The sequence below is a fragment of the Hylemonella sp. P2_B10 genome (assembly GCF_056404875.1).
In genome coordinates, this window is sequence record NZ_JBFUDE010000001.1 from 1,024,261 (window position 1) to 1,049,933 (window position 25,673).

Annotated in this window: 18 protein-coding genes and 1 tRNA gene; 7 read left to right on the top strand and 12 right to left on the bottom strand. The window is 65.0% G+C overall.

What is annotated here, in order from left to right; translation table 11 throughout:
- Position 1 precedes the first annotated feature (1 nt).
- From AC1DX2_RS04945 to AC1DX2_RS04985, 9 genes are all read right to left on the bottom strand, one after another.
- Entirely contained in the window at positions 2–1,120 is a 1,119-nt protein-coding gene (locus tag AC1DX2_RS04945; RefSeq protein ID WP_477195171.1) for a BMP family ABC transporter substrate-binding protein, read from the bottom strand.
- Between the two features lie 437 nt (positions 1,121–1,557).
- Positions 1,558–1,932 carry an oxalurate catabolism protein HpxZ gene (gene hpxZ / locus AC1DX2_RS04950; protein ID WP_477195172.1) on the bottom strand — a complete coding sequence of 125 codons (375 nt, stop codon included), beginning with the start codon at positions 1,930–1,932 and terminating at the stop codon, positions 1,558–1,560.
- 1 nt (position 1,933) lies between these two features.
- Entirely contained in the window at positions 1,934–3,346 is a 1,413-nt protein-coding gene (locus AC1DX2_RS04955; RefSeq protein ID WP_477195173.1) for an AtzE family amidohydrolase, read from the bottom strand.
- Positions 3,343–3,564 carry a DUF4089 domain-containing protein gene (locus AC1DX2_RS04960; protein ID WP_477195174.1) on the bottom strand — a complete coding sequence of 74 codons (222 nt, stop codon included), beginning with the start codon at positions 3,562–3,564 and terminating at the stop codon, positions 3,343–3,345. The genes AC1DX2_RS04955 and AC1DX2_RS04960 overlap by 4 nt, the downstream gene beginning before the upstream one ends.
- Complete coding sequence (locus tag AC1DX2_RS04965; RefSeq protein WP_477195175.1) at positions 3,561–4,382, bottom strand: ABC transporter ATP-binding protein; 822 nt, start codon at positions 4,380–4,382, stop codon at positions 3,561–3,563. Before AC1DX2_RS04965 ends, AC1DX2_RS04960 begins: the two co-directional genes overlap by 4 nt.
- Positions 4,379–5,158, bottom strand: coding sequence for an ABC transporter permease (locus AC1DX2_RS04970; protein WP_477195761.1), 780 nt, complete (start codon positions 5,156–5,158; stop codon positions 4,379–4,381). Before AC1DX2_RS04970 ends, AC1DX2_RS04965 begins: the two co-directional genes overlap by 4 nt.
- 176 nt (positions 5,159–5,334) lie before the next feature.
- Positions 5,335–6,363, bottom strand: coding sequence for an ABC transporter substrate-binding protein (locus tag AC1DX2_RS04975; RefSeq protein WP_477195176.1), 1,029 nt, complete (start codon positions 6,361–6,363; stop codon positions 5,335–5,337).
- 35 nt (positions 6,364–6,398) lie between these two features.
- Positions 6,399–8,132 carry an allophanate hydrolase gene (atzF, locus tag AC1DX2_RS04980; protein ID WP_477195177.1) on the bottom strand — a complete coding sequence of 578 codons (1,734 nt, stop codon included), beginning with the start codon at positions 8,130–8,132 and terminating at the stop codon, positions 6,399–6,401.
- Positions 8,133–8,226: 94 nt separating this feature from the next.
- Positions 8,227–10,788, bottom strand: coding sequence for a sensor domain-containing protein (locus tag AC1DX2_RS04985; RefSeq protein WP_477195178.1), 2,562 nt, complete (start codon positions 10,786–10,788; stop codon positions 8,227–8,229).
- Between the two features lie 374 nt (positions 10,789–11,162).
- Between AC1DX2_RS04985 and AC1DX2_RS04990 the strand changes: the two genes are divergently transcribed.
- Complete coding sequence (locus AC1DX2_RS04990; RefSeq protein ID WP_477195179.1) at positions 11,163–11,852, top strand: response regulator transcription factor; 690 nt, start codon at positions 11,163–11,165, stop codon at positions 11,850–11,852.
- 89 nt (positions 11,853–11,941) lie between these two features.
- Here AC1DX2_RS04990 and AC1DX2_RS04995 read toward each other — a convergent pair.
- Positions 11,942–12,018, bottom strand: a tRNA-Val gene (locus AC1DX2_RS04995).
- 160 nt (positions 12,019–12,178) lie between these two features.
- On the opposite strand from AC1DX2_RS04995, the gene AC1DX2_RS05000 reads away from it, so the two are divergent.
- The 6 genes from AC1DX2_RS05000 (at position 12,179) to AC1DX2_RS05025 (ending at position 23,436) form a co-directional block, all read left to right on the top strand.
- Positions 12,179–12,937 carry a 3-hydroxyacyl-CoA dehydrogenase gene (locus AC1DX2_RS05000; RefSeq protein ID WP_477195180.1) on the top strand — a complete coding sequence of 253 codons (759 nt, stop codon included), beginning with the start codon at positions 12,179–12,181 and terminating at the stop codon, positions 12,935–12,937.
- Positions 12,938–13,326: 389 nt separating this feature from the next.
- Positions 13,327–14,043, top strand: coding sequence for a hypothetical protein (locus AC1DX2_RS05005; RefSeq protein WP_477195181.1), 717 nt, complete (start codon positions 13,327–13,329; stop codon positions 14,041–14,043).
- A 56-nt stretch (positions 14,044–14,099) separates the two neighbouring features.
- Positions 14,100–16,007: a gamma-glutamyltransferase family protein gene (locus AC1DX2_RS05010; protein WP_477195182.1), complete on the top strand. Its 1,908-nt coding sequence runs from the start codon at positions 14,100–14,102 to the stop codon at positions 16,005–16,007.
- Between the two features lie 950 nt (positions 16,008–16,957).
- The gene (dnaG, locus tag AC1DX2_RS05015) at positions 16,958–18,907 is read left to right on the top strand and encodes a DNA primase (protein ID WP_477195183.1); all 1,950 of its coding nucleotides are present in this window, start codon (positions 16,958–16,960) and stop codon (positions 18,905–18,907) included.
- Positions 18,908–19,197: 290 nt separating this feature from the next.
- The gene (gene rpoD, locus AC1DX2_RS05020) at positions 19,198–21,531 is read left to right on the top strand and encodes an RNA polymerase sigma factor RpoD (protein WP_477195184.1); all 2,334 of its coding nucleotides are present in this window, start codon (positions 19,198–19,200) and stop codon (positions 21,529–21,531) included.
- A gap of 480 nt (positions 21,532–22,011) precedes the next feature.
- Entirely contained in the window at positions 22,012–23,436 is a 1,425-nt protein-coding gene (locus AC1DX2_RS05025; protein WP_477195185.1) for a PIN-like domain-containing protein, read from the top strand.
- 67 nt (positions 23,437–23,503) lie between these two features.
- Here AC1DX2_RS05025 and AC1DX2_RS05030 read toward each other — a convergent pair whose 3' ends face one another.
- Both AC1DX2_RS05030 and AC1DX2_RS05035 read right to left on the bottom strand, forming a co-directional pair.
- On the bottom strand, positions 23,504–24,913 hold the full coding sequence (locus AC1DX2_RS05030; RefSeq protein WP_477195186.1) for an ATP-binding protein: 1,410 nt from the start codon (positions 24,911–24,913) through the stop codon (positions 23,504–23,506).
- Positions 24,910–25,617, bottom strand: coding sequence for a response regulator transcription factor (locus AC1DX2_RS05035; protein WP_477195187.1), 708 nt, complete (start codon positions 25,615–25,617; stop codon positions 24,910–24,912). The genes AC1DX2_RS05030 and AC1DX2_RS05035 overlap by 4 nt, the downstream gene beginning before the upstream one ends.
- Positions 25,618–25,673 lie beyond the last annotated feature (56 nt).

Consider the following 25,673-nt stretch of genomic DNA (forward strand, 5'->3'; position numbering starts at 1 on the left):
CTCAGATGGAGCCGACCACACCTTCCACCAGGTAGTTCATCTTCTCCAGCTCCAGGTCGGTCTGCTTGTAGGTCTTGCCGGCGGGAATGACCACCGCACCCTTGTTGTCCTTCAGCGGGCCCTTGAAGATGTCGAAGCTGCCGGCCACCATCTTGGCCTTGGTGTCGTCGGCACTCTTCTTGGCCGCGTCAGGCACCATGGAGCCATAGGGCGACATCTTGACGAAGCCTTCCTTCAAGCCGCCGCGCAGGAAGTTGGGGTGCGGCTTGCCGGTCTGGGCGGCCTCAATGATGGTCTTGTAGGCGGTCAGCCAGTTCCACTCGGCACCGGTCAGGTAGGCGGTGGGTGCCAGCTTGGCCTGGCTGGCGTGGTAGCCGCAGACCATCTTGCCGCGCTTGGCAGCTGTTTCCACAATCACCTTGGGGCCGTCCACGTGCATGGTGAACACATCGCACCCCTGGTCAGCCAGGCTGTTGGTGGCTTCCGCCTCCTTGACGGCCATGGACCAGTCGCCGGTGAAGATCACGCTGCAGGTGATGTCGGCCTTGACCGAGCGCGCACCCATCAGGTAGGCGTTGATGTTGCGCAGCACCTGGGGGATGGGCTTGGCGGCCACAAACGCAATCTTCTTGCTCTTGGTCATGTGGCCGGCAATGACGCCGTTCAGGTACTGGCACTCGTCGATGTAGCCGAAATAGCTGCCCACGTTCTTCGGGTGCTTGCCTTCGGTCCACATGCCGCCGCAGTGGGCGAAGCGCACCGTGGGGTTCTTGGCGGCCAGCGCCAGGATGTGCGGGTCAAAGTAACCGAACGAGGTGGGGAACAGCACCGAGGCGCCGTCCTGCGCGATCATGCCGGTCATGGTCTTTTGCACGGCGGCGGTTTCGGGCACGTTCTCTTCTTCCACCACCTTCAGGCCTGGCCATTTCTTGACCTCCGCCGCCGCCTGCGCCTGGGCCTGGTTGTAGCCGTAGTCGTCGCGCGGGCCAACGTAGATCACCCCCACGGTCATCGGCTTTTGCGCCAACGCCTGGTCGCCCCAGGTGGCCAACGTGCCGGACGCGCCCAGCGCGGCCAGGGTCTTGAGGGAATCGCGACGGTTCAGTTTGTTCAAGCTCATGCTCATCTCTCCAAAGGGTTGTTAGCTCAGGGGCGGCGCATCAAAGTGGTGCCAGCGGAGTCCAAATTTCTTGGATACAAGACGGGATGCATAAACTGTGCCTACCCTCCAACTGCCATCGCGCTTCAAACTGGTTGGCTGGGACCAGGCCGACACGGCGCTCAGCTCCGCGGCTGTCCCCCGGCCCTGCGGGCCTCCTCCTTGATGCCGCTACGCCGAATGCCGCATCGACCTGGTCCCACGAACATGGTTGGCGCACCAAAGCCCGGTATTCGGCATTCGAGCTTCACCTCCGTCAACGGCCCCGATGTCGTTGGGGTGCGTGGCGCAGCGGCATCAAGGAGGAGGSCCGCAGGCCCGGGGGACAGCCGCGGAGCCACGCACACCAATGGCGTCGGCAGCCAGCAAGACAAGCCGCCCCATGTGACTTCAATGAGCTAAGACAGCAAGCTGACATGGGCAGCGACCACACGCCAGCCGTCAGAAGTACGCATCCACGTCTGACTCTGGCGCCCGGTCTTGTCGCTGCCCACGCGTTGGAACTCAACGTTGGCGGTGGCGAAGTCGCGCCCGTAGGTGGTGATGACGTTCTTCAGCACGGTGCGCTGCAGACCCACAGCCGGACGCCCGGCGCGAAACGCCTGTATCGCCTCGTAGCCATACAGGTTCTCGGTGGCACCGTAGCGCAGCGTGTGCGGACTGTTCCAGAACAGCTCGTCCAGCACCGCCACGTCGTTGCTGGTCAGCGCCTTCTCATAGCGTTCGCACTGGGCCGTCACCTCGGCCAACACGTCGGGGAGGTTGATGTCCACTTTACAAATCCTTGGGCGGTTTCAGGTGGGCCACGCCGGCTTCCTGCAGCACCTTGGCAGCGCGCAGTGCCAGGTCTTCGCGCCAGGGCGGCGCGATAACCTGCACCGCAATGGGCAGGCCACCGGTGCCGCTGGGCCACATCGGTGCGGCCACCACCGGGCAGCCGGCGAACGAGATCGGTTGCGTCAGCAGGCCTACCGACGGGCGGCAGGGCAGGCGCTGGCCGTTGATGTCCAACCACTCGGTGCCGATTTCGGGCGCGGCCACCGGTGTGGCCGGTGCCAGCAGCACATCCCACTGGCGGAACAAGGCGTTGACCTGCTCGCGGTAAACACGGCGAAAGCGCTGTGCCCGCGTGTACCAGGCGGCCGGCTGCAAGGCACCGGCGATGAAGCGGTCCACCGACAGGGGCTCGAAATCGTCCGCACGGCTGCGCAGGTCGGCCAGGTGCAGGCTGCCGCCTTCCGCCGCACTGATGATGAAGGCCGCCGCCCTGCCCCGCTCCGGCTCGGGCCATTGCACCTCGTCGCTGGCGCCCAGCGTGCGGGCGGCCAATGCCGCCACCTCGCGCGCGGCCGGCGTGGCCTGTTGCTGGAAGTAGCCCCCCAGCAGGCCTATGCGCAGCCCCTGCACACCGGCACCCAGCCCCTCGCCCACAGGTTGCACTTGCAACGCGTGGCAGCCGGGGTCCAGCGGGTCCGGGCTTTGCAGCACGTCATAGGCCAGTGCCAGGCTGTCCACCGAATCGGCCAGCGGGCCCAGGTGGTCAATGCTGTGCACAAACGGGTAGCTGCCACGGCGCGACAACCGGCCAAACGTCGGCTTCAACCCCCACACCCCGCACAGCGAGGCTGGCACACGTATGGAGCCGTTGGTGTCCGAGCCCAGCGTGATGGGCACCTGCCCGGCCGCCACCGCAGCGCCGCTGCCACCGGAGGAACCACCGGCAATGCGCGCCAGGTCATGCGGGTTGCGGCAAGGGCCGTAGTGCGTGTTCTCGGTGGTGAAGCCGTAGGCGTATTCGTCCATGTTCAGCGCGCCCAGCAGCACCGCACCGGCGGCGCGCATGCGCGCCACCAGGAAAGCGTCCTCGGCAGCGGGCGGCAGGCCCCGGTTGACCTTGGAGCCGGCCAGTGTGACCTCGCCTTGCACGTCGAACAGGTTCTTCACCGCATACGGCACACCGGCCAGCGGCGGCAGTGCGGCACCACTGGCGCGCAACGCGTCTACCGCGTCTGCCTCATTCAGCGCCCGTTGGTAGGTCTTGGTGGTGAAGGCGTTGACCCGGCCGTCGGTGGCATCAATGCGTGCGATGCTGGCCTGAACCGCTTCGCGCGCGCTGATGTCGCCGGTGGCGATGGCCCGGGCGAGCGCCAGGCCAGGCATCACAGTCGCTTCGCGGGCCAGACTCATGGCGCGCCACGCCGGTCAGGCATCGGCGCAAAGGGGAGTGGTTTGTAAATTTCGGCCGGCTCGTCGTGTGGCGCCAGCGGTGCCTCTTCCAACAGCTGGGCCAGCTGCGCAGTGCGCGCCAGGTGCTGGGCCACGCGCTGGGTGCGCGCCTCGTCCATGGGGATGCCGTGCAGCGCCGCGCTGGCGCGCACGTAGGCGATGACCTCGCCCTCCGTCATCGGCGCACCTCGCGCTGGAAGATCTCCAGGCTGAGCTTCTTCATCGCCACAAAACTGGGCTCGGACAAGGTGTCCACCGTGCGGGGGCGCGGGTCACTGTAGGCCAGGATGTCGGCCACCCGGGTCGGCCGCTTGGTCAACAGCAGCACCTGGTCGGCCAGGTACACGGCCTCTTCCAGGTCGTGCGACACCAGCAGCATGGTGGTGCCGGTCTGCATGAACACCTGCTGCAGCTTCTCGCGGATGAACAGCGTCATCTCGAAGTCCAGCGCCGAGAACGGCTCGTCCAGGAACAGCACCTCGGGGTTGGGCGCCAGCGCCCGCATGATGGAGGCGGTCTGCTGCTGGCCGCCCGACAGCTCATACGGGTAGCGGTTGAGGTCGAACTTGACGTCGAACGACGCCACCAGCTCGGCCATGCGCTTGTCCACCTGGGCCTTGCTCTTACCCTCCAGCTTCAGCGGGTAGGCGATGTTGTCGATGGTGCGCATCCACGGGAACATCGCCTCGCGGTAGTTCTGGAACACGTAGCCGATCTTGGTGTCCTTCAACGACTTGCCGTCGAACAGAATCTGGCCGGCGTCGATGGGAATCAGCCCGGCGATCATGTTGATCAGCGTGCTCTTGCCGCAGCCGTTGGGGCCGAACACGGACACGATCTTGTTCTTCGGGATGTCGAGGTCGAAGTTCTCGTACAACGGCCAGCCGGCGAAGTACTTGGTCAGGCCGCGTATGGTGATGTGGGTGCCGGCCGGGCCGGGTTCGAACGTGGGCGCGGGCACGTCGGCATAGACGGGGCCATTGAGTACTGCATTCATCTTCCACTCCAGTGCACGATGCGGCGCTCAGCCAGCAGGAACAGGATGTTCAGCGCGTACCCCAGGGCCCCCGCCGCCAGGATGGCCGCGTACATGCTCTTGACGTTCAGCACCTGCTGCGCGTCGATGATGCGGTGACCCAGGCCGGTGTCCGAGCCGATGAACATCTCAGCCACGATGACGATCACCAGCGCCATGGACACCGCCGAGCGCAGCCCCACGAACGAAGGTTGCAGGCTTTCCCAGATCAGCACGTCCTTGAACACCTGCCAGCGCGACGCGCCCATCACCTTGGCGGCCATCACCCGCTGCTTGCGCGCGTTGATGACGCCGTAGGCGCTGTTGAAAATGACAATCAAGAACGCACCGAAGGCGGCGATGGCCACCTTGTTGATGTCCGAGACGCCAAAGATCAGCAGGAACAGCGGGATCAACGCCGACGACGGCGTGGAGCGGAAGAAATCGATCAGAAACTCCACGCTGCGGTAGGCCTTTTCGTTGCTGCCCAGCAGCACGCCCAGCGGCACGCCCACCACAGCGGCAATCAGGAAGGCCTCCAGCGTGCGCATCACCGTCATGCCGAAGTCCAGCAGCAGCGGCCCACCGGCCAGGCCGGTGACCAGCGTGGCGATGGTGGCAGTCGGGCTGGGCAGCAGGATGGCCTTGATGAAACCCAGGCGCACCACCAGGTCCCAGACGATGAACAGCACGATGGGCCCCACCACCGGCAGCAGCTTGGCCAGCGAGCGCTGCTTGGGTGGCGTGCTGGCGGCCATGGCCGGCGGCACCCAGGGTTTGGCACCCGTGGCCGCCACTGGCGCGGCCGGGGCGGTGGCGTCATTGGCCGCCGGAATGGGCGCCAGCTCGGCGGGCGGCGCACCGGCTTGCGTATTGGCCGGCGGGGTGGCCAGCGCGGTGGCGCCAGCGGTGGCAACAGAGATGGCCATGGCGCTTACCCCTTGTACAGCAGGCCATCCACCAGCACCTTCTTCTCGAAGATGCCTTTTTCGGTGAACAGGTCGTAGAACTTCTGGAAGTAAGCCACGTCGCTGGGCTTGAACTCGTTGTACAGCATGTAGGACGCCAGCGGCACCTCGCTGGTCAGCGGCCCTTCGATGGCGGTGTAGCCCTTCAGGTACTGCCGCGCCTCAGCCGGCTTGGTGCGCACCAACTCAATGCCCTTGGTGTAGGCGGCGATGTACTTCTTGGCCAGTTCGGGATTCTTCTTGATGAACTCGGTGGTCAGGCTGGCCGAGCCGCCGTGCCACGGCGCCATCGGGTCACCCAGGATGTACTTGGCCACCACGCCGGCCTCCAGCACGCGGGTGGTGCCGTTCAGGCGGCCCACGGTGCCGGTGGGCTCCAGCGTGTAGCAGGCATCCACCTGGCCAGCCACCAGCGAGGCCACGTGCTGGCCTATGGGCAGCTCGCTGACGGTGACGCCGCTGGCGCCGGCGCGCTCCAGCATGGTCTTGGCCAGCGTCACGTTCTGGATGCCGGGGCCGGAGGCGACCTTTTTGCCTTTGAGATCGGCCATGGTCTTCACCGGGCTGTCCTTGGGCACGATGAACTCGTCCAGCACATACTTGGCGTTGCTGGGGTTGGTGGCAAAAATCTTGAACAGGCCCGGCTGCGCGATCTCACCAATCGCCAGGTTGGCCGACCCCGTGCCGTTGGAGCTGCCGTCACTGCGGCCCGCCAACATGGCCTCCATCACCTGCTGGGCACCGGCGAACTTCAGCGGCTCCACATCCAGGCCGCCTTCCTTGAAGTAGCCTTTCTCCACCGCGGCGAAGAACGGCAGGCCGGCAGCCACCGGCCAGAAGCCGATGCGGATCTTGACGCCTTGCGCCCGCACGATGGCGGGCGCTCCCAGCGTGCCCAATGCGGTGCCGGCGGCAGCGGCTTTCAGCAACCTGCGCCGCGATGGACCGGCGGCAGTTGCGGCGGTCGCGGGGGTGTCAGAGTCAGTCAAAGGCATGGCAATCTCCTGAGGGGTACGTGGAACAAGAAAACTCATGAAGCGGCGGCGGCACGCGCGGCGATAAAGGCGCGCCAGCCACCGAAAGCGGTGATGTCCTGCGCGCCGGCCAGGGCCTGCGGTTCGCAGATGAAGCCCTGCACGCTGCTGCCGTCAAGCAGCGCCAGCGTGCCTATGCCCAGCGGCGCCGGTATCAGCGCCACGAAGCTGCCGTAGTGCGCCAGCGGCATTTCCCACACCTCCACGGCGATAGCAGCGCCCTCGCCCGGTGCCACACGCAGCAGGCCGGGCTTGGGCGGCACGGTGCCGGGCAGTGCGAACAGCTTGTAGTTGGGCGCGGTGTGGGTGCTGGCCAGAAGGCGTGCACCACGTTCAGTCAATTGGGTATTCAGCGGCATGCCCGACAGGTGGGCCCCCACCACGGCCACCTTGGCCGTGGTCGGTGCTTGCAAGCCGGCAATGGCCTGTGGTGCTGCCAATGGCTGGCCCGTGGCCCCCTGGGGCAAGCAAGTGGCCTGGTGGTAGCGCTGGCCCAGCTCGGCCAGCTGCAAATCGCTGCCACAGGGGCCAACCAGCGTGATGCCGAATGGCAAGCCGTCCGGGCGCAGGCTGCTGGGCACCGACAGCGCGGCATAGTCCAGCAGGTTGACGAAGTTGGTGTAGGCGCCCAGGTTGCGGTTCAACGCCACCGGGTCGGCCTGCATCTGGGCAATGGTGTAGTGCGTGGGCGCGGTGGGCACCAGCAGCACATCCATGCCATCCCACAGCGCGGCGGCCTGCTGGCCGAAGGCACGCAACTGCGCCTGGGCGTCGTACAGGTCAGCCGCGCTGTAGCGCCGGCCCCCGGCCAGGATGCTGCGCACCGGCTCCACCACCTGCGCCTCGTGCCCATCGAAGAACCCGCGCACCGCCGCATAACGCTCGGCCACCAGCGCGCTCTCGTACAGCAGCGCAGCGGCGCCGGCCAGCGGCGTGTAGTCAATGCTGACCGGGGTGCCGCCCAGCGCGGCCAGGCGCTGCAGCGCGTCCGTGAACGCGGCCTCGGCCAGCGCATCACCGAAAAACTGCAACTCGGACGGCACGCCAAAGCGAAAGCTGGCCGGCAGCGGTTGCGCGGCCAGCACCAGCTTGCGCGAGTACGGGTCCAGCGGGTCGTAGCCCAAGGCGGCCTGCAGCACCCGGACGGCGGTGGGCACGTCGCGGGCGAAGATGGACACGCAGTCCACACTCTGCGCCGCCGGCACCACGCCGCGCGTGCTGATCAGGCCCTTGCTGGGCTTCAGGCCCACGATGTTGTTCAGGCCGGCCGGCACCCGGCCGGAGCCGGCGGTGTCGGTGCCCAGCGCAAAGTCGGCCTGCCCGGTGGCCACCACGTAGGACGAGCCGGAGCTGGAGCCGCCCGACACATACAGCGGGTTGAAGGCGTTGGGCACCGGGCCATAAGGCGAGCGGGTGCCGTTCAAACCGCAGGCGAACTGGTCCAGGTTGGTCTTGCCCAACAGGCGCGCACCAGCATCCAGCAGGCGCTGCACCACAACGGCGTTGGCCGCCGGGGCGTAACTGAAAGCCGGGCAGGCAGCCGTGGTGGGCAGGCCCAGCGCGTCGATGTTGTCCTTGGCGGCAAAGCGCAGGCCGGCCAGCGGCCCGGCGGCGTCCACCGGCTCGGGCTGGGAGAGCCGAGAAATCCAGGCCTGGGGTGCCAACGAACCTGCACCATCAGCTGCTGCGCCTGCCGCCTGCGCCACCGGCGCATGCCCCTGAACCACCATGTGCACCATCCTTGAGCATTCAATCTTGTATCCAAGATTGAATGCAAAGAGCGTGCCATGCGCAAACGGGCCTACCGTGCCCGGATAAATGCCGTCAGGCGCGGGCGTATTGCTGTTCGAACGCCTGGGCCGTCAACGGCTTGGTGTACAGGTAGCCCTGGCCGAAGTTGCAGCCCATGTCCACCAGCAGCTGGCGCTGTTCTGCGGTCTCCAGCCCCTCGGCCACCACGCTCAAACCCAGGCGGTGGGCCATCATCACCATGGCTTCGCACAGCGCGCGGTCGCTGGCGCTTTCGCCCAGGTGGCGGGTGAAGGACTGGTCGATCTTCAGGTGGTCGATGTCGAACTTTTTCAGGTACGACAGCGCCGAGTAGCCGGTGCCGAAATCGTCAATGGCCAGCTGCATGCCGGCGGCGCGGTAGGCCGCCATGGTGTCGGCCACATGCGCCTCGGAATGCAGCAGCAGCCCCTCGGTGATTTCCACCACCACCGCCTCGCCGGGCAGGCCCAGTGTGCGCAGGTGCTCCAGCCAGGCACGGGTGCCGGCACCGGTGCGGTCAAACTGCGCCGGTGACTTGTTGATGCTGATGCGAAATGTCGCGTCATGGCGCTGGCGCCACTGCTGCACCCAACGGGTGGCCTCGTGGAAGACCCAGTTGCCGATGTCGACGATCAACCCCGTCTCTTCAGCCAGCGGGATGAATTCGGCCGGGCCGACCAGGCCACGGCGCGGGTGGTTCCAGCGCAGCAGGGCCTCGGCCTTGTGCACCTCGCCCGTGTGCAGGTCGACGATGGGCTGGTAGAGCAGCTCGAACTGCTGCTGCTGCACCGCTTCGCGCAAGTCCTTCACCAGTTGCGCGCGCGCCTGCGCCGCCTGTTGCAACTCGGCGGTGAAAAGGCAGCACTGGTTGCCACCCTGCACTTTGGCGACGCGCATGGCATGCGCGGCACTGCTCAGCAGGCTCTCGGCGCTGCCAGCATCGTTCGGGTACACCGAGACACCCAGGCTCGCGTGCACCACGGTGGGCCCCACGGCCAGGTGGTAGGGCTCGGACAACTGCTCCAGCAACGCGGCAGCCAGGGTAGACGCCGATTCGGTGCCACCGCCCAGCGGCACGACAGCCACGAACTCGTTGCTGCCCATGCGCGCCACGGTGTTGAACTGTCCCACCCCCCGCACGATGCGCCGCGCCGCGGCCACCAGCAAATGGTCCCCCTGGTCCGGGCCCAGCGCGTCGTTGACTTCCTTGAACTTGTCCAGGTCTATGGACAACACGGCGAACCTGCGGCCTTCATGCGCGGCGCGCAAGACCTTCTGCGTCAAGCGGTCTTGCAGCATGTTGCGGTTGGGCAGTTGCGTCAGCAGATCGAAATTGGCCTGCCGCCAGATCAACTCTTCCGACTGCTTGCGGTTGGTGATGTCTGAGAACAGCACCACCCGGCGCTGCACTTCGCCGCCAGCATCCAGGCTGGTGTTGATGGTGACCCAGCAGACCACCGATTCGCCGCTACGCTTGCGGGTCCAGACCTCGCCCTGCCATTGGCCTTGCGCCTGCAGCGCCTGACACAGCTTGCGCAGCAGCACCTGGTCGTCGCGCAGCAGGGGCAACCGGGCCGCGTCCGCGCCCACCAGTTCTTCAGTGGTGTAGCCGGTGATGGCCAGGAAAGCCGGGTTGACGGCCACCACCCGCCCTTTAGCGTCCAGCACCATCATGCCTTCGGTGCTGGTCTGGTACACCAGCGAGGCAATCTGCAGTTCCTCTTCGGCGCGCTTGCGCGCCATCACCAGGGCAACCAGGCTGACGGCCTCGCGCAGCAGCGCCACGTCACTGTGCGAAGGCGCCCCCGGCACGTCGTAATAGGCGGCAAACACGCCGGCCAGCCGGCCGCTGCCGTCCAGCACTGGCGCGGACCAGGTGGCCTGCACGCCGGCCCCAGCCAGCACGGCGGCAAATGCCGGGCTGTGGCTGGCGCCTGCGCCCGCCCCGGTCAACGCCACGCCGGGCTCAACGGCCAGACCGCAGGCGTTGGCCGCCGGCTCCAGGGCCAGGCCATCCAGCGCCTGCGCCAGCGGCTCGGGCAGATTAGGCGCCGCGCCACAGCGCAGGCGGTTGTCACGCGGGTCCAGCAGCAAGACGCCACAGTGCATGTGCGGCACCACTTCCTCGATGGCATAGACGATGGCGTGCAGCAGGCTCTCCAGGCCGGCGCCGCGCGCCAGCCGTTCCAGCACGTGGTCGCGCAGGCTGCTACGCTGCTGCTCACGGCGCTGCTCCGTGACGTCCCGCAGCAAACCCAGCACGCAGCGCCGGCCCTGGTAGGTGAAGCGGCTGGCCTGCAGGTCCACCCACACCTCGTCCAACGGGTCACGCTTGAGCAGGCGCACGCGGTAGTTGCCCGGCGGTGCGTCACCTTCGCCCACGCGGCGGGCGAAGCGGTGCGTCCACAACCCGAGGAACTCCGGCGCGACGACACGCTCAAATGGCATATCGGCAAACTCCGCGCTGCTGTAGCCCAGCAGCGCGGGAAGGGCTTCGTTGGCATAAACAAAGCGGCCGTCGCGCGCGATGAAGACGCCGTCGTTGACGATCTGCATCAATGCGCCGGCGCTCAACCCCGGCGGCGACAGCGCCCCATGCGAGCGCTGCGCGAACATGGAAACCACCTTCGGCGCGGGATGGCGCAGACAGGCGTCAATGAAAGAATGGCTGACTTGTTCCTCAAGGCCCATGGACCTGCTCCCCTGGAGCAGCGGCACGTGCTCCTACAGTATCTATTAGGCGACAGCAGGGCCGGACAAGTGTGATGAGACTGTGGCGTACGCCTACACCTAGCACAGCATTCGCTTTGAGGGCCGACAGCCACACCGTTGTTGGGGTGGTGCAGGCGACCATTGCCAGGGGCGCCGCAAAATGGTGCAATGTACTTATGATGCCGCACATCCGCGCGATGCCATGGCGGGGACACTGAGCAGGCCCAGGATCAGGCGGATACAAGTTTCGACTGTGGGCGCCAGAAAGGAGGAGACAGATGCACATAGGTTTTGTGGAAGACGACCCGCTGCAACGTGAGATGCTGACCGTGCAATTGCAACAAGGCCAGCACAGCTGCCGCGCGTTTGACACCGCCGCCGCCTTCCTGCAGGGCTTGAAGCAGGAAAGCTTTGACCTGGTGCTGATCGACTGGGTGCTGCCCGACGGCAATGGCGGCGAGTTGCTGAAATGGATACGTGCCAACATGGGCTGGCAGCTGCCCTGCATCGTGATCACCGCACACGAGTCAGAACACGACGTCGTGACCGCGCTGGAAGCCGGCGCGGACGACTACATCGTCAAACCCGCCAAACCGCTGGAACTGATGGCCCGCATCGCCGCCGCCTCACGCCGCGCGCGCCCCGGGGCACTGCCGGTGTTGCGCGCCGGCGACTACGAAATCGACATCAAACGCCAGCGCATGTCCATGGCCGGCAAGGTGGTGGAGATGACGCAAAAGGAATTCGACCTGACGGTCACGCTGTTCCAGAACCTGGGCAAGCTGCTGTCGCGCGACTTCCTGCTGAACAAGGTCTGGGGTATCTCGGCCGATGTGGACGTGCGCACCGTGGACACCCACGTGAGCCGGGTGCGCCGCAAGCTCAGCCTGGACGGCGGCCACGGCTGGAAGCTGGTGCCGGTGTATGGCTTTGGCTACCGCTTCGAGCGGGTGGAGTCGGTGGGCTGAACAAACAGAAGTGCAGGCCGCGCAATGCGGGTTTCTGAGGCCCGAAAACAAAAAAGCCCCGTTTTCACAGTGAAAACGAGGCTGATCATTGGTAGGCGCGATTGGACTCGAACCAACGACCCCCACCATGTCAAGGTGGTGCTCTAACCAGCTGAGCTACGCGCCTAAAAGTATTCGAGAACGCAAGTATAGCAGTTATTGCGGCATGCCCCGGCCAGCGCCGCCATGGCGACACGCTGCGGCCCAAACGCGCGCACCAATCAACGATAATTTCCGTTTACGTCAACGTCAACTCATCCCCCCTCTTTTCTTCTGGAGCACAACACATGGACATCAACGGCAAGGTATTCATCGTCACCGGCGGCGCATCCGGCCTGGGTGAAGGCACGGCGCGCATGCTGGCGGCCAACGGCGGCAAGGTGGTGATCGCCGACATGCAGGCGGAAAAGGGCGAGGCGATTGCCAAGGAAATCGGTGGCGCCTTCGTCAAGTGCGACGTCAGCCAGGAAGCCGACGGCCAAGCCGTGGTGGCCAAGGCGGTGTCCATGGGCAAGCTGATGGGCCTGGTCAACTGCGCCGGCATCGCTCCGGCGGAAAAGACCGTGGGCAAGAACGGCGCCCACAACCTGGGCGTGTTCACCAAGTGCATCACCGTGAACCTGGTGGGCAGCTTCAACATGATCCGCCTGGCCGCCGACGCCATGTGCAAGAACGAACCCGAAGCCACCGGCGAGCGCGGCGTGATGATCTCCACCGCCTCGGTGGCGGCCTACGACGGCCAGATCGGCCAGGCCGCCTACAGCGCCTCCAAGGGTGGCATCGTGGGCATGACGCTGCCGATCGCCCGCGACCTGGCACGCAACGGCATCCGCAACATGACGATTGCCCCCGGCATCTTCGGCACGCCCATGATGTTCGGCATGCCCAAGGAGGTGCAGGAATCGCTGGCCGCCAGCGTGCCCTTCCCCTCGCGCCTGGGCACCCCGCAGGACTACGCCAAGCTGGCCAAGCACATCATCGAAAACGACATGCTCAACGGCGAGGTGATCCGCCTGGACGGGGCCATTCGTCTGGCGCCGCGTTAAGCTTCCGAACACCCTCCGCACGCCAGCAGGGTTGCGGGGATCAGGCCGCGGCGGCGCTCAGCTCCGTGGCTGTCCCCCGCCCTGCGGGCTCCTCCTTGATGCCACTGCGCTGAGCGCCACCACGACCTGATCCAACGAATACGGTTGGCATGCCGGCAAGGGTATGCCGGCGCCTCGTTCGCCAACGGCCCCGATGTCGCTGGGGCGCGTGACGCAGCGAAATCAAGGGGGAGGCCCGCAGGGCCGGAGGACATTCGCGGAGTCACGCGCACCAGCGGCGTCGGCAGCCAGCAAGGCAAGCACGTGCATGGCTGTTCGGCGGGTGCGATAGGCCACTGACAAAGACGAGACACCGCTATAGTCAAGGCTGAAGTGAAGGAGACGCCACCATGTGGATGCGCTTGCTTGTTTCAGCCCTTCTGCTGTCGGCCACGCTGGCCATGGCCCAGGCCGGCCTGACCGGGACCTGGAACGCCAACCTCAACGGCACCCCCATTTCACTCACGCTGGACGGCAGTGGCGGCGGCCAGGTCGATGGCCGGCGCATACGCTACCAGGTGATGGGCCAGATGCTGTTCGTCGAGGACCAGGGACAGGTCTACACCTACCAGTTCCAGGTCAACGGCAACCAGCTGCAGGTGGCCGGCGGCGTCATCCAAGGCGTGCTGACCATGACGCGCGGCGTGCCCGGCGCGCCGCCACCGCAGCAGCAACAGGCCATGAACGGCGCGCCCAACACGGGTGGCGCTGGCGGTGTGCGCCAGGAACTGGTGGGCAAATGGTGCAAGGCCTCCAGCTTCACGGCCAACGGCGGCGGCGGTTCGCAAAGCTCGGCCTGTTTTGAGCTGCACCCCAACGGCAGCTACACCTATGGCTCGCAACGCACCGCTTCCGCCTATGGCGGCGGCATGTATGGCGGTACCTCGGCGGGCAATGGCGACGCCGGCCGCTGGAGCGCCACCGACTACCAGATCACCGCGCACTCCAACACCGGCAGCACCACCACCTACCGGCTGGAAAAGCGCAATCACCCGAAAAACCGCGACCCCATGCTGTGCCTGGACGGTGACTGCTACGTCACCTACTACCAGCGCCAGCCCTGGTAGCCCCGCAGTCGGCACGCCCCCAGCAGCACTTTGGCGGCTGCCTTACCATGGGGGCGATGAACCGCCTTCGCCTGTTGCCCGCACTGCTGCTGTTGCTGGCAGGCTGCGCCGGCCCCACACCTCCGGCCGCAACACCTCCCGCCCCCTCAGCCGCGCAACCCGAGGGCAGCACCGGCTACCGCGCCCACGCCGGCTGGGCCACCCGCAGCATGGCGGTGGCCGCCGCCGACCCGCGGGCCGCCCAGGCCGGTTACCAGATGCTGCAACGCGGTGGCAGCGCGGTGGACGCCGCCATCGCCACCCAGATGGTGCTGGCGCTGGTGGAGCCACAGTCCAGCGGGCTGGGCGGCGGCGCCTTTCTGCTGTACTTTGACGGCCGCCAGGTGCAGGCCTTTGATGGCCGCGAAACCGCCCCGGCCACCGCCGACAGCGGCTTGTTCATGCAGGCCAACGGTCAGCCCATGGGCTTTCGCGAAGCCGTCGTTGGTGGCCGCGCCGTGGGCGCGCCCGGCGTGCTGGCCATGCTGGAGCAGGCGCACCGCCAACACGGCAAGCTGCCCTGGGCCACGCTGTTCGAGCCGGCCATCGCGCTGGCCGAAAACGGCTTCGCAGTCGGTGAGCGGCTTCACGGCCTGCTGGGCCAGGTGCAGGTGCTGCGCGAGGACGACCCGGTGGCGCGCGCCTATTTCTTTGGGGCCGACGGCCAGCCCCGCCCCACCGGCTACGTGTTGAAGAACCCCGAGCTGGCCGCCATGCTGCGCCAGATCGCCCAGCAAGGCGCCAAGGCGCTGAGCCAAGGGCCCATTGCCCAGGCCATCGTGGACAAGGTGCGCCAGCACCCGCGCAACCCCGGCAAGCTGGGCTTGAACGACTTGGCCGCCTACCAGCCCAAGCAACGCATGCCGCTGTGCGTGGACTACACCGCCCACCCGCTGGCCGGCGCAGCCAGGGACTACCGCATCTGCGGCATGCCGCCGCCCAGCTCGGGCGCCGTCGCGGTGGCGCAGATCCTGGGGCTGCTGAACCAGTTGCCAGCGGCGGCCAACCCGCTGGACGCGGGCGCGTCCCCCGCGCCCTTCGCCTGCGTGGCCCTGCCCTGCCCCGGGCCGGCGGTGCCCTCCGCCGACTGGCTGCACCTGTACACCGAAGCCGCCCGCCTGGCCTCGGCCGACCGCGACCAGTACCCGGCCGACCCGGACTTCGTCGCCGCCCCGGCCGGCGACTGGGCCAGCCTGTTGGCCCCGGCCTACCTGCGCCAACGCGCACAACTGGTGCAGACCGGCAAGGACGGCAAAAGCATGAAGACCGTCCAGCCCGGTCGGCCCGGCGGCACCACCACCGCCTATGCGCCCATGGCGCAGCAGCCCGAATACGGCACCTCGCACATCGCCATCGTCGACGCCCAGGGCCACGCACTGTCCATGACCACCAGCGTGGAATATGCCTTTGGCTCGCAGCAGATGGTCAACCGCGGCCTGGGTCTGGCTGGCGGCTTTTTGCTGAACAACCAGTTGACGGACTTCAGCTTCCGCCCCACGGACGCCGCCGGCAAACCCGTGGCCAACCGATTGGAGCCCGGCAAACGCCCGCGCTCGGCCATGGCGCCCACGCTGGTGTTCGAGAAGCGGCCCGACGGCCAGTTGGGGCCGCTGGTGCTGGCCGGCGGCAGCGCCGGTGGGCCGCAGATCATCCACTACACCGCCAAGGTGCTGTACGCCACGCTGAACTGGGGCATGGACGTGCAGCAGGCCATCAACCTGCCCAATTTCGGCGCCTTCGCCGGGCCCGCGCAGCTGGAGGCAGGGCGCTTTGGCGAGGCAACGCTGCAAGCCTTGAGGGCGCGCGGGCATGTGGTGAACGAGAGCGGCCTGAACAGCGGCACCCAGTTCATCCAGCGCACGCCCACCGGTTGGTTCGGCGGGGCTGACCCCAGGCGTGAGGGCGCGGTCGCCGGCGATCCTTAACACCCGAGGCAGCTGGCTTGTTGGCTGCCGACGCCGCTGGTGCGCGTGGCTACGGGAATGTCCCCCGGCCCTGCGGGCCTCCTCCTTGATTTCCCTCCGCCACACGCCCCAGCGGCATCGGGCTCGTTGGCGGGCGCAGCGTATGAAAACCGAGGCGGAGGGTCAATCCTTATGCTATTCGGCGACTACGAGTAGAGGACAGTATCTAGAGGAAGCTTAATTCCGCAAAGAGGAACATACCAAGCACCACCAGCAAAGACGACGGTACCTCCAGCCTTACGTGCCAAGATGAGCAGCCGTTCAATATGGTCAACTATGGCCAAGGCCCGACGTTTGGCGACAAACGGCGCGAATGCCCTCTTCGGTTGACCTGGGAACTGAATGGTGCCCAGGGGCAGCCGCCACGAAGATGGTCTGTCTGAGAGTGAACTCCTCAAACGATCACAGACACACTTCGCTGCGTCGAATTGCTCGGGTGAGATGCTAGCGAAGCAATGCAATGTAAGAATGTCTTTCCCACGATCACTGAACTGCTGAAACGCAGGTGCAATCTCGTTCAGGTAGCCCCTTAGAAAGCGGGCTCGTGAAGCAACTGTCACACGTTGAATCAATGGCACAAAACCCTCCCCAAGAGGCTTATCCGCTATTCCAAGGACATAACTCATAGAGGTTTGGGCAACGACGTCGCGTTACTGTTTCGCTTGCCATCAGTCTAAGCGGTATCGATGTATCCGCGAATCCCCAATGGTGGGGGCAAGACAGGCTTCCGAGATTGGAAGCGCGCCTACCAGGCCAGCAGGATCAGGTCGTCATGGCGTTCAGCGCAGCGGCATCAAGGAGGAGGCCCGAAGGGCCGGGGGACAGCCGCGGAGCTGAGCGCCGTGGCGGCCTGATCCTTGCCAACCATCGTCGCCAGGCTTGCTGACCCCGACTCTCTAGAATCAGGTGCAATGGCCATCCCGCAAAGCTTTATCCAGGAACTGCTGGCGCGCACCGACGTGGTGGACATCGTCGGCCGTTACGTGCAGCTGAAAAAGGGCGGCGCCAACTTCATGGGGCTGTGCCCGTTCCATGGCGAGAAATCGCCGTCGTTCTCGGTCAGCCCGGCCAAGCAGTTCTTCCACTGCTTTGGTTGCGGCAAGAACGGCAACGCCATCGGCTTCCTGATGGAACACGCCGGCATGACCTTCGTCGAAGCGGTGAAAGACCTGGCCGGCCAATACGGCATGCAGGTACCCGACGACGGCATGAGCCCGCAGCAGCGCGAACGCGCCGCCGAGCAGCGGCAAAAACAGGCCACGCTGACCGATGTGCTGGAAAAGGCCTGCGAGGCCTACAAGAAGCAGTTGAAGATCTCGCCCAAGGCCGTTGCCTACTTCAAGGGCCGCGGCCTGTCCGGCGAGGTGGCGCGTGATTTCGGCCTGGGCTACGCGCCCGAGGGCTGGCGCAGCCTGGCCAGCGTGTTCCCCAGCTACGACGACCCGCTGCTGGTGGAAAGCGGCCTGGTCATCAGCAACGCCGAGGAAGACGGCGGCGAGGAAAAGCGCTATGACCGCTTCCGCGACCGCGTGATGTTCCCGATCCGCAACGTCAAGGGCGAATGCATAGGCTTCGGCGGCCGGGTGCTGGGCGACGAAAAACCCAAGTACTTGAATTCGCCCGAAACCCCGGTGTTCAGCAAGGGCCGCGAGCTGTATGGCCTGTTCGAAGCCCGCAACGCGCTGCGCGAGCACGGCTATGTGCTGGTCACCGAGGGCTACATGGACGTGGTGGCGCTGGCGCAGCTGGGCTTTCCCAACGCGGTGGCCACGCTGGGCACGGCCTGCACCACAGACCATGTGCAAAAGCTGTTCCGCTTCACCGACGCGGTGGTGTTCAGCTTCGACGGCGACGCCGCCGGCCGGCGCGCCGCGCGCAAGGCACTGGACGGCGCCCTGCCATTTGCCACCGATGTGCGCAGCGTCAAGTTCCTGTTCCTGCCGCCCGAGCACGACCCCGACAGCTACATCCGCGAAAACGGCAAGGAGGCCTTCGCCCAGTACGTGGCCCAGGCCACGCCGCTGAGCCGCTTCCTGATCGAGGCGGCCTGCGAGGGCTGCGACATGGACACCCCCGAGGGCCGCGCCCACATGGCCAGCAACGCCGCCCCGCTGTGGCTGGCCATGCCCGACGGCGCCCTGAAGCGCCAGCTGCTGGCCGAGATTGCCGACCTGGTGCAACTGGGCAGCCACGAGCTGGACGACCTGTGGAACAAGCGCAAACCGGGCAGCGGCGGCCGTGGTGGCGATAAACCCGACGGCCAAGGCAACCGCTGGCAGCGGCAGGAGCGCGGTAGCGAGGGCGAAGAGCAGGCCGGCGCAAGCAAACGCCCCTGGCGAGAGCGCTCCTTCAAACCCGCCCTGCCCCGCCCAACAGGTCGGCTGCGCAACTCCCTGCTCAGCCGGGCCGACCACGCCACTCGGCTACTCCTGGGCCAGGTAGCAGTATGGGACCAATTGTCGGCCGAGGACCATGCCATGTTGTGCGAGCTACCAGCACCACACGGCCCACTGTTCATCTGGCTGGAGAGCCAGTTGCACGAATACGGGCCCCAACCCTGGGGCGCTCTGCGCGAAGGTTTGCGCGACCATGAATCCGAGGCGCTGGCGATCCGACTGATGACGGCCGAAGACCTGAGCGCGGCCGGCGAGGAGGCTGAGCAACAACAGGCCCAAGAAGACGCCCAGGAACTGCGGGGCCTGTTGGACCGGCTGTTGGTGGATTCGCTCACCCGGCAAATGGATGAATTGGCATTGACGATGTCCAACGATCCAGCCGCTCAGCAGCGTTACCGTGATTTGTTGACCCGAAAGAATGCATTGACAGCCAAATTTACGCCCGGCAGCGGCAAGGCGGCCTGAAAAGTCGCTTGATTTTGCCGCCCGGCACCCTATATTTGCCTACGAGGCAGGCGTTATTGGGTATAATCCAAGGTTGTTCGTCGGCAAGCGCGACAGCAGCACCTCCGGGCCAGGCCAACCGTTGACACAGTTCACGACCGGCCACCTAACCGCAAGGACTGCATTCCAAATGTTCGCCCTTCTGTCTTGCCGTTGAGGAAACCACGTTTTCCTCTGCCTTCCACCATTGCACCGGTGTGTCTTGCGGTGCGTGCTAATTAATCAACAGCTTTTTTGTTTTGAGGATTTAAATGCCCGCTCAAAAGTCAGTGAAGTCAGCATCGCCCGCAACAAAAGCCAAGCCCAAGACCGCCCCGGCGGCCAAGGCGCCCGCCAAGACCGCCGCCTCCAAGAAAGCCCCGTCAGTGCCCGCCTCCAAGACTCCCGCCAAAGCCGACAAAGACACCGTAGCCGCCAAGGCCGCTGCCACCGTTGAAGCCGCGCCCAAGAAAAAGCCTGGCCGCCCGCCCAAGGCCGCCAGTGCCGACGGCAGCGCAGCGCCCGCCACCGGCGCCAAGCGCGGCCGCAAGCCCAAGAATGCGGATGCCTCCGCCAAGCCCGAGGCCGAAATCGACCTGTCCGACATCGAAGCCGAGTTCGCCGAAGAACCAGCGGCTGCCCCCGGCGAAAAGGTCAAGCCGCTGCGCATGAAGATCAGCAAGGCCAAGGAACGGGCCTTGATGAAGGAATTCGGTCTGGACGAGACCGTGCTGTCCGAAGAAGACATGGCCAAGCGCCGCCTGCGCCTGAAGGCCCTGATCAAGCTGGGCAAGACGCGCGGCTACCTGACGCACGGCGAAATCTCCGACCACCTGCCCGACAAGCTGGTCGATGCTGAAACGCTGGAAGTCGTGATCTCCATGTTGAACGACATGGGTGTGGCGGTGTACGAGCAGACGCCCGACGCCGAAACCCTGCTGCTGAACAACACCGGCCCCACCGCCGCCACCGAAGAAGAAGCCGAAGAAGAGGCTGAAGCCGCCCTGTCCACTGTGGACAGCGAATTCGGCCGCACCACCGACCCGGTGCGCATGTACATGCGCGAAATGGGCACCGTGGAGCTGCTGACGCGCGAAGGCGAAATCGAAATCGCCAAGCGCATCGAAGGCGGCCTGATGGCGATGATGGAGGCCATCTCGGCCTCGCCCGCCACCATCGCCGAGATCCTGCGCATGGCCGAGGACATCCGCGAGAACAAGGTGGTGATCTCCACCATCGTGGACGGCTTCTCCAACCCCAACGAGGCCGACGACTATGTGGCCGAGGAAGACTTTGACGAGTTCGACGCCGAAGACGACGACGACGGCAAGGGCGGCTCCAAGGCGCTGACCAAGAAGTTGGAAGAGCTGAAGAACGAGGCCCTGACCCGCTTTGACCGCCTGCGCGACCTGTTCGAGAAGGTGCACAAGGTCTACGACAAGGAAGGCTACGGCACGCCGCACTATGTGAAGGCCCAGCGCGCCCTGAGCGACGAGCTGATGACCATCCGCTTCACCGCCAAGACGATTGAGAAACTGTGCGACATGGTGCGCGCCCAGGTGGACGACATCCGCAAGAAAGAGCGCGAGCTGCGCCGCATCATCGTGGACAAGTGCGGCTACCCGCAAGAGAACTTCATCGCTGATTTCTCCGGCCGCGACAAGCACGGCGCCAAGGTGGCCTCGAACCTGCTGAACCTGAAGTGGATCGAAAAGCAGGCCACCGCCGGCAAGACCTGGAGCGCCATCATGGCGCGCAACGTGCCCCCGGTGCAGGACCTGCAGCAAAAGCTGATCGACCTGCAATCGCGCGTGGTGGTGCCGCTGGACCAGCTGAAGGACATCAACAAGCGCATGAACGAGGGTGAATCGTCCAGCCGCAGCGCCAAGAAGGAGATGATCGAGGCCAACCTGCGCCTGGTGATCTCCATCGCCAAGAAGTACACCAACCGCGGCCTGCAGTTCCTCGACCTGATTCAGGAAGGCAACATCGGCCTGATGAAGGCGGTGGACAAGTTCGAATACCGCCGCGGCTACAAGTTCTCGACCTACGCCACCTGGTGGATCCGCCAGGCCATCACCCGCTCTATCGCGGACCAGGCGCGCACCATCCGCATCCCGGTGCACATGATCGAGACCATCAACAAGATGAACCGCATCAGCCGCCAGCACTTGCAGGAGTTCGGCTTCGAGCCGGACGCCAGCATCCTGGCCGCGAAGATGGAAATCCCGGAAGACAAGATCCGCAAAATCATGAAGATCGCGAAAGAGCCGATCTCCATGGAAACGCCGATCGGAGACGACGACGATTCCCACCTGGGCGATTTCATCGAGGACAGCGCCAACACCGCCCCCATGGACGCCGCCATGCAGGCCGGCCTGCGCGACGTGGTGAAGGACATCCTGGACAGCCTGACGCCGCGCGAAGCCAAGGTGCTGCGCATGCGTTTCGGCATCGAGATGACCAGCGACCACACGCTGGAAGAAGTGGGCAAGCAGTTCGACGTCACGCGCGAACGCATCCGCCAGATCGAAGCCAAGGCGCTGCGCAAGCTGAAGCACCCGAGCCGGTCGGACAAGCTGCGGAGCTTCACCGATTCGCTGTAAGCTGACCTTTTAGCTTCACGTTTGTGAACGCCTCATGCCTTTGGGTGTGGGGCGTTTTCTTTTGGGCGCGCACCACACTCCATTCAGGCGCATATTCCGTTCGGGCTGAGCCTGTCGAAGCCCCAGGCTTCAAGCTAGCGCCACGCCATGGCCCTAGGCAGGCGCACCGGGCGTCCGTATCGGTTCTCCGGCTCGTCGGGAGGCTACTTGATTGGCGGCAGTTGCTCCCATGCCCTCAGTTGCCTGGCTGGCGCGGAATGCCGCCGCTTGCCCGAATGGCGCCTGCACCCCGACACGGCCACCCGGCACGCTGGGGTACACCTCCGCTTCCAACGAAGAGCAAATAAGCCCTAACAGCCAATACGATGGCTACAACCTCATGCACCCCGAGGACAGCGCCTCCCTTACCCATCTTTGGGGATTGGTAGATGGAACACTACCGAGTAGACTGAGCTCACATCCAACCGACTCAACGACGCAATGCTCGAAGTCCTCCTACGAACCCATCGCGACCCGGACGAAATCGACTTCGCTTTGCTTTGGCAGCAAGGTCTATTCGTTTTTGACTCGAATGTTTTACTTGACCTCTATCGCCTTCCTGAATCGGCGAGCAACGATCTCCTAGGAGTACTAAGAGATGAGAAGTTGCAGCAACGAATTTGGATTGGATTTCAAGTCTTGGTCGAATTTCTTAACAATCGGCATGAGGCGATAAGCGACCAAAAGAATAAATTCCATACGGTCCGGAGCTTGCTCGAGGAAGCCAGCGGTCAGTATGACGATGTCTTCGATAAGCTGTCAGAAGAACTCGCCAAGCTAAAACTGAAGCAACGTCATTCCCTTATAGACCCTGACAAATTCCTTACGCCAGACAAGATTTCAAATGGGAAATTGGCAATAGAGGAGTTCATTCGCGAGCTTTCAGTTCTTGAGGGCAAGCAGTCCGACGTTAACGACCGCGACCTAATCAAGGACATCGTTCTCAATATCTTTCAAGGGAAGATTGGTGAAGGCTTCAGCAAAAAGGAACTGGATGAAATTTGCAAAACCGGGGAGAAGCGCTACGAGGCGAACATTCCTCCAGGCTACAAGGATAAATCGAAGCAAGGATCCTATTTGGTGGAAGACAGGGAGTTCATACGGAAGTATGGAGACTTGATTCTTTGGAAGGAAATTATTCGCAAAGCAAAAATCGATCAGATCGCAAACGTAGTTTTAATCACGGGTGACGTGAAGGAAGACTGGTGGCTGGAGAAGAGAGGAAAGAAACTCGGTCCAAGAAAAGAGCTACTGAACGAGATTTTTTCAGAGGCGGGGTGCGTACAAAATTTTTATATGTACGACACCGCCAGCTTTCTTCGGCATGCAAAGTTACAACTCCAAGCTAGCGTTCAAGACTCATCTATAACTCAGGCAAAGAGTCTGATCGAGAAAGGCCGGCGGAGCCGAGCCGTATCGGAGGAGGGTTACGTCTCATTGCCTGATTTCATTCGGTCAGTTGCCGCAGGCTTCTCTAATTTGAGAGTGGGCATCGGTCGATCCGTACACAATCTCCCCCCCGTAAAACTTGATCACAACGGGCTCTTCCGAGGTGTAACGGAGATATTTGACAATGCCATGCATCATGGTGCGCAGGGATATGTCGGTGTGCAGGCTAAGGATCGGGATGACACGATAGTGCTCCGCTTCAAGAATCGGATCTCTCCAACCAAACCCGCCCCGACCATCGAGACGAATTTACTGGGATTGCCGATCTTTCGGGGTAAAGGACTTGGGAGCCTTCAAGAGACCATGTTTAAAGAAGGTATTCTTGTCGGTACTGACATAACCGAAAAGAGCTTTACAGTCGAGTTGAACATAGAAAAATCTAAGTTCTACAGCGACGCCACAGTGACGTTTAGCTAGAGCCGACGATTTCCACGCATCGCGATGAAGCATGCTAGCCAAGACACGTCAGCTTGGACTCTGAACTTCAGACAGGCAAGCAAACCTGTACGGCAAGCCCAGGCAATGCATTGCTGACAGCAAACGTCCCCCCATGCGCCTGCGCCACCAAGCGGCACAGGTACAAGCCCAACCCCACGCCACCAGTGGCCCGTTCGCGGGCGGCATCCGGCCGGTAGAACGGCTGCGCCAGGTGGGCCAGTTGCTCCTCTGGCACACCAGGGCCATGGTCGCGCACGGTCAGTTGCACGGCGGGGCGGCCGCGCAGGGTGGTCACTTGCAGGCTGATCTCGGGCGCAGGTGCATCCGGCGCCGTGTGCCGCAGCGCGTTGTCCAGCAGGTTGCGCAGCAGCAGGCGCAGGCGAGCGCGATCTGCCGAGATATGTGGCAGGTTGGGCGCAATGTCGCGCTTCACCGCTTCGGCGCCTTCGGTGGCTACCACCGTTTCGGTGATCAGCAGGCCCACGTCGGTCAGCTCGCGTTGCAGAGCCACATGGGGGCTGGCCAGGCGCTCGCTTTCCAGCAGGTCGTTGATCAGGTCGCGCATCAGGCTGATGTCGCGCAACAGCGCGTCGCGGCTGGCCTGCACCGCCGGGTCTTGCTCGGGCAGCAGCTCGGTGTTCAGCCGGGCGCGGGTCAGTGGGCTGCGCAGCTCGTGGCTGATGGCCAGCAGCAGGGTGCGCTTGGCCTCCAGCATCTGGTGGATGTCTTGCGCCATGGTGTTGACGGTGGTGGCCAGCTCGGCCAACTCGTCGGGGCGGCGGGCCTGGCGCACGGGGATGGGCTGGGCAAAGTCGCCGCTGCCAAAGCGCAGGGCGCCGGCGCGTATGTCGTCCAGCGGCAGCAGCATGCGGCGCACCCGCACGTAGGCGATGGCGGTCATCAGCAGGATCACCGCCAGCGTCAGCCAACCCACGTTGCGCGGACGGTCGTGCCAGAAGCGCACATTGGGGCCGAAGCGGATGCGGTGGCCGTCGGGGGTGAAGCGCTCCAGCAGGTGGGGCTCGTTGTGGTGCCATTCGCCGCCATCCAGCTCCTCGGCGCGGCTGTCGTCGTCGGCCAGCCGGGGTTCGTTCAGCACCTGGAAGCGGCGGTCAAACCCCCGGTAGCGGCTGGCATAGCTGCGGTAGTTGACCACCGGGCCGTCGATGCGCACGGTGATGGGCAGGCGCTGCGCCAGTGCGCGGGCGCGCTCCACGCTGGGCGGGGCGCCGATGTCGGCCGCCAGCCGGTCCACGTAGTCGGCCACCAGGGGGCGGGCGGCATCGCGCCAGCCCAGTGTCAGCGCCTGCTGCAGGCCCAGCAAAAAGACGGCGATCATGGCCAGCGCCAGCAGCAGGAAGAGTGCCGTCATGCGCACCCGCAGCGAATGCGCCAGCGCGTGGCGGGCGCGCCGGTGCCAGACGCTGTGGTCTTCTGGCGCGGCTGGTGGCGTCATGGTGTAGTCTGGCCGTCCGTGTTGTTGGCCAAAGGCGCCAGGGCCAGCGTGTAGCCGGCATTGCGCAGCGTCTTGATGCACTCCAGCGGTTCCAGCTTCTTGCGCAGCCGGCTGACCACGATGTCCACCGCCCGGGTGAACAGCTCAGCCTCGTGGCCGCGCACGTGGTTCAGGATGTCGTCGCGGCTGCACACCTTGCCGGGCTCGCGCGCCAGCAGGTGCAGCAAATCAAACTCGGTGCCGGTCAGCTCCACCGGCTGGCCCAGGCGCAGCACGCTGCGGGTGGCCACGTCCACCGTCAGGCCGTCAAACTGCAGGCGTGCGCCGGTGGTGGGGTGCGCCGGGGTGCGCCGGCGCAGCACGGTTTGCAGCCGCGCCACCAGCTCGCGCGGCTCAAAGGGCTTGGGCACGTAGTCGTCGGCGCCCAGCTCCAGGCCCACCACGCGGTCCATCACCTCGCCACGGGCGGTCAGCATGATGATGGGGATGTCGCTGTCGCGGCGCACCGTGCGGCACAGCTCAAAGCCGTCCATCTCGGGCAGCATCACGTCCAGGATGGCGGCGTCAAAGCCGCCTTGGCGCAGCAGGCCCAGGCCAATGCTGGGGCGGTGCGCGCACACCAGCTGCATGTCAAAGCGCTGGAAGTAGGCCGCCAGCGGCGGGCCCAGCTCGGTGTCGTCGTCGATCAGCAGGATGCGCGGCATATCGGTGGTGAGGCCCCTCTATGGCGCATTGTCGCCCAGCCGGCTGCGGCCGGGCG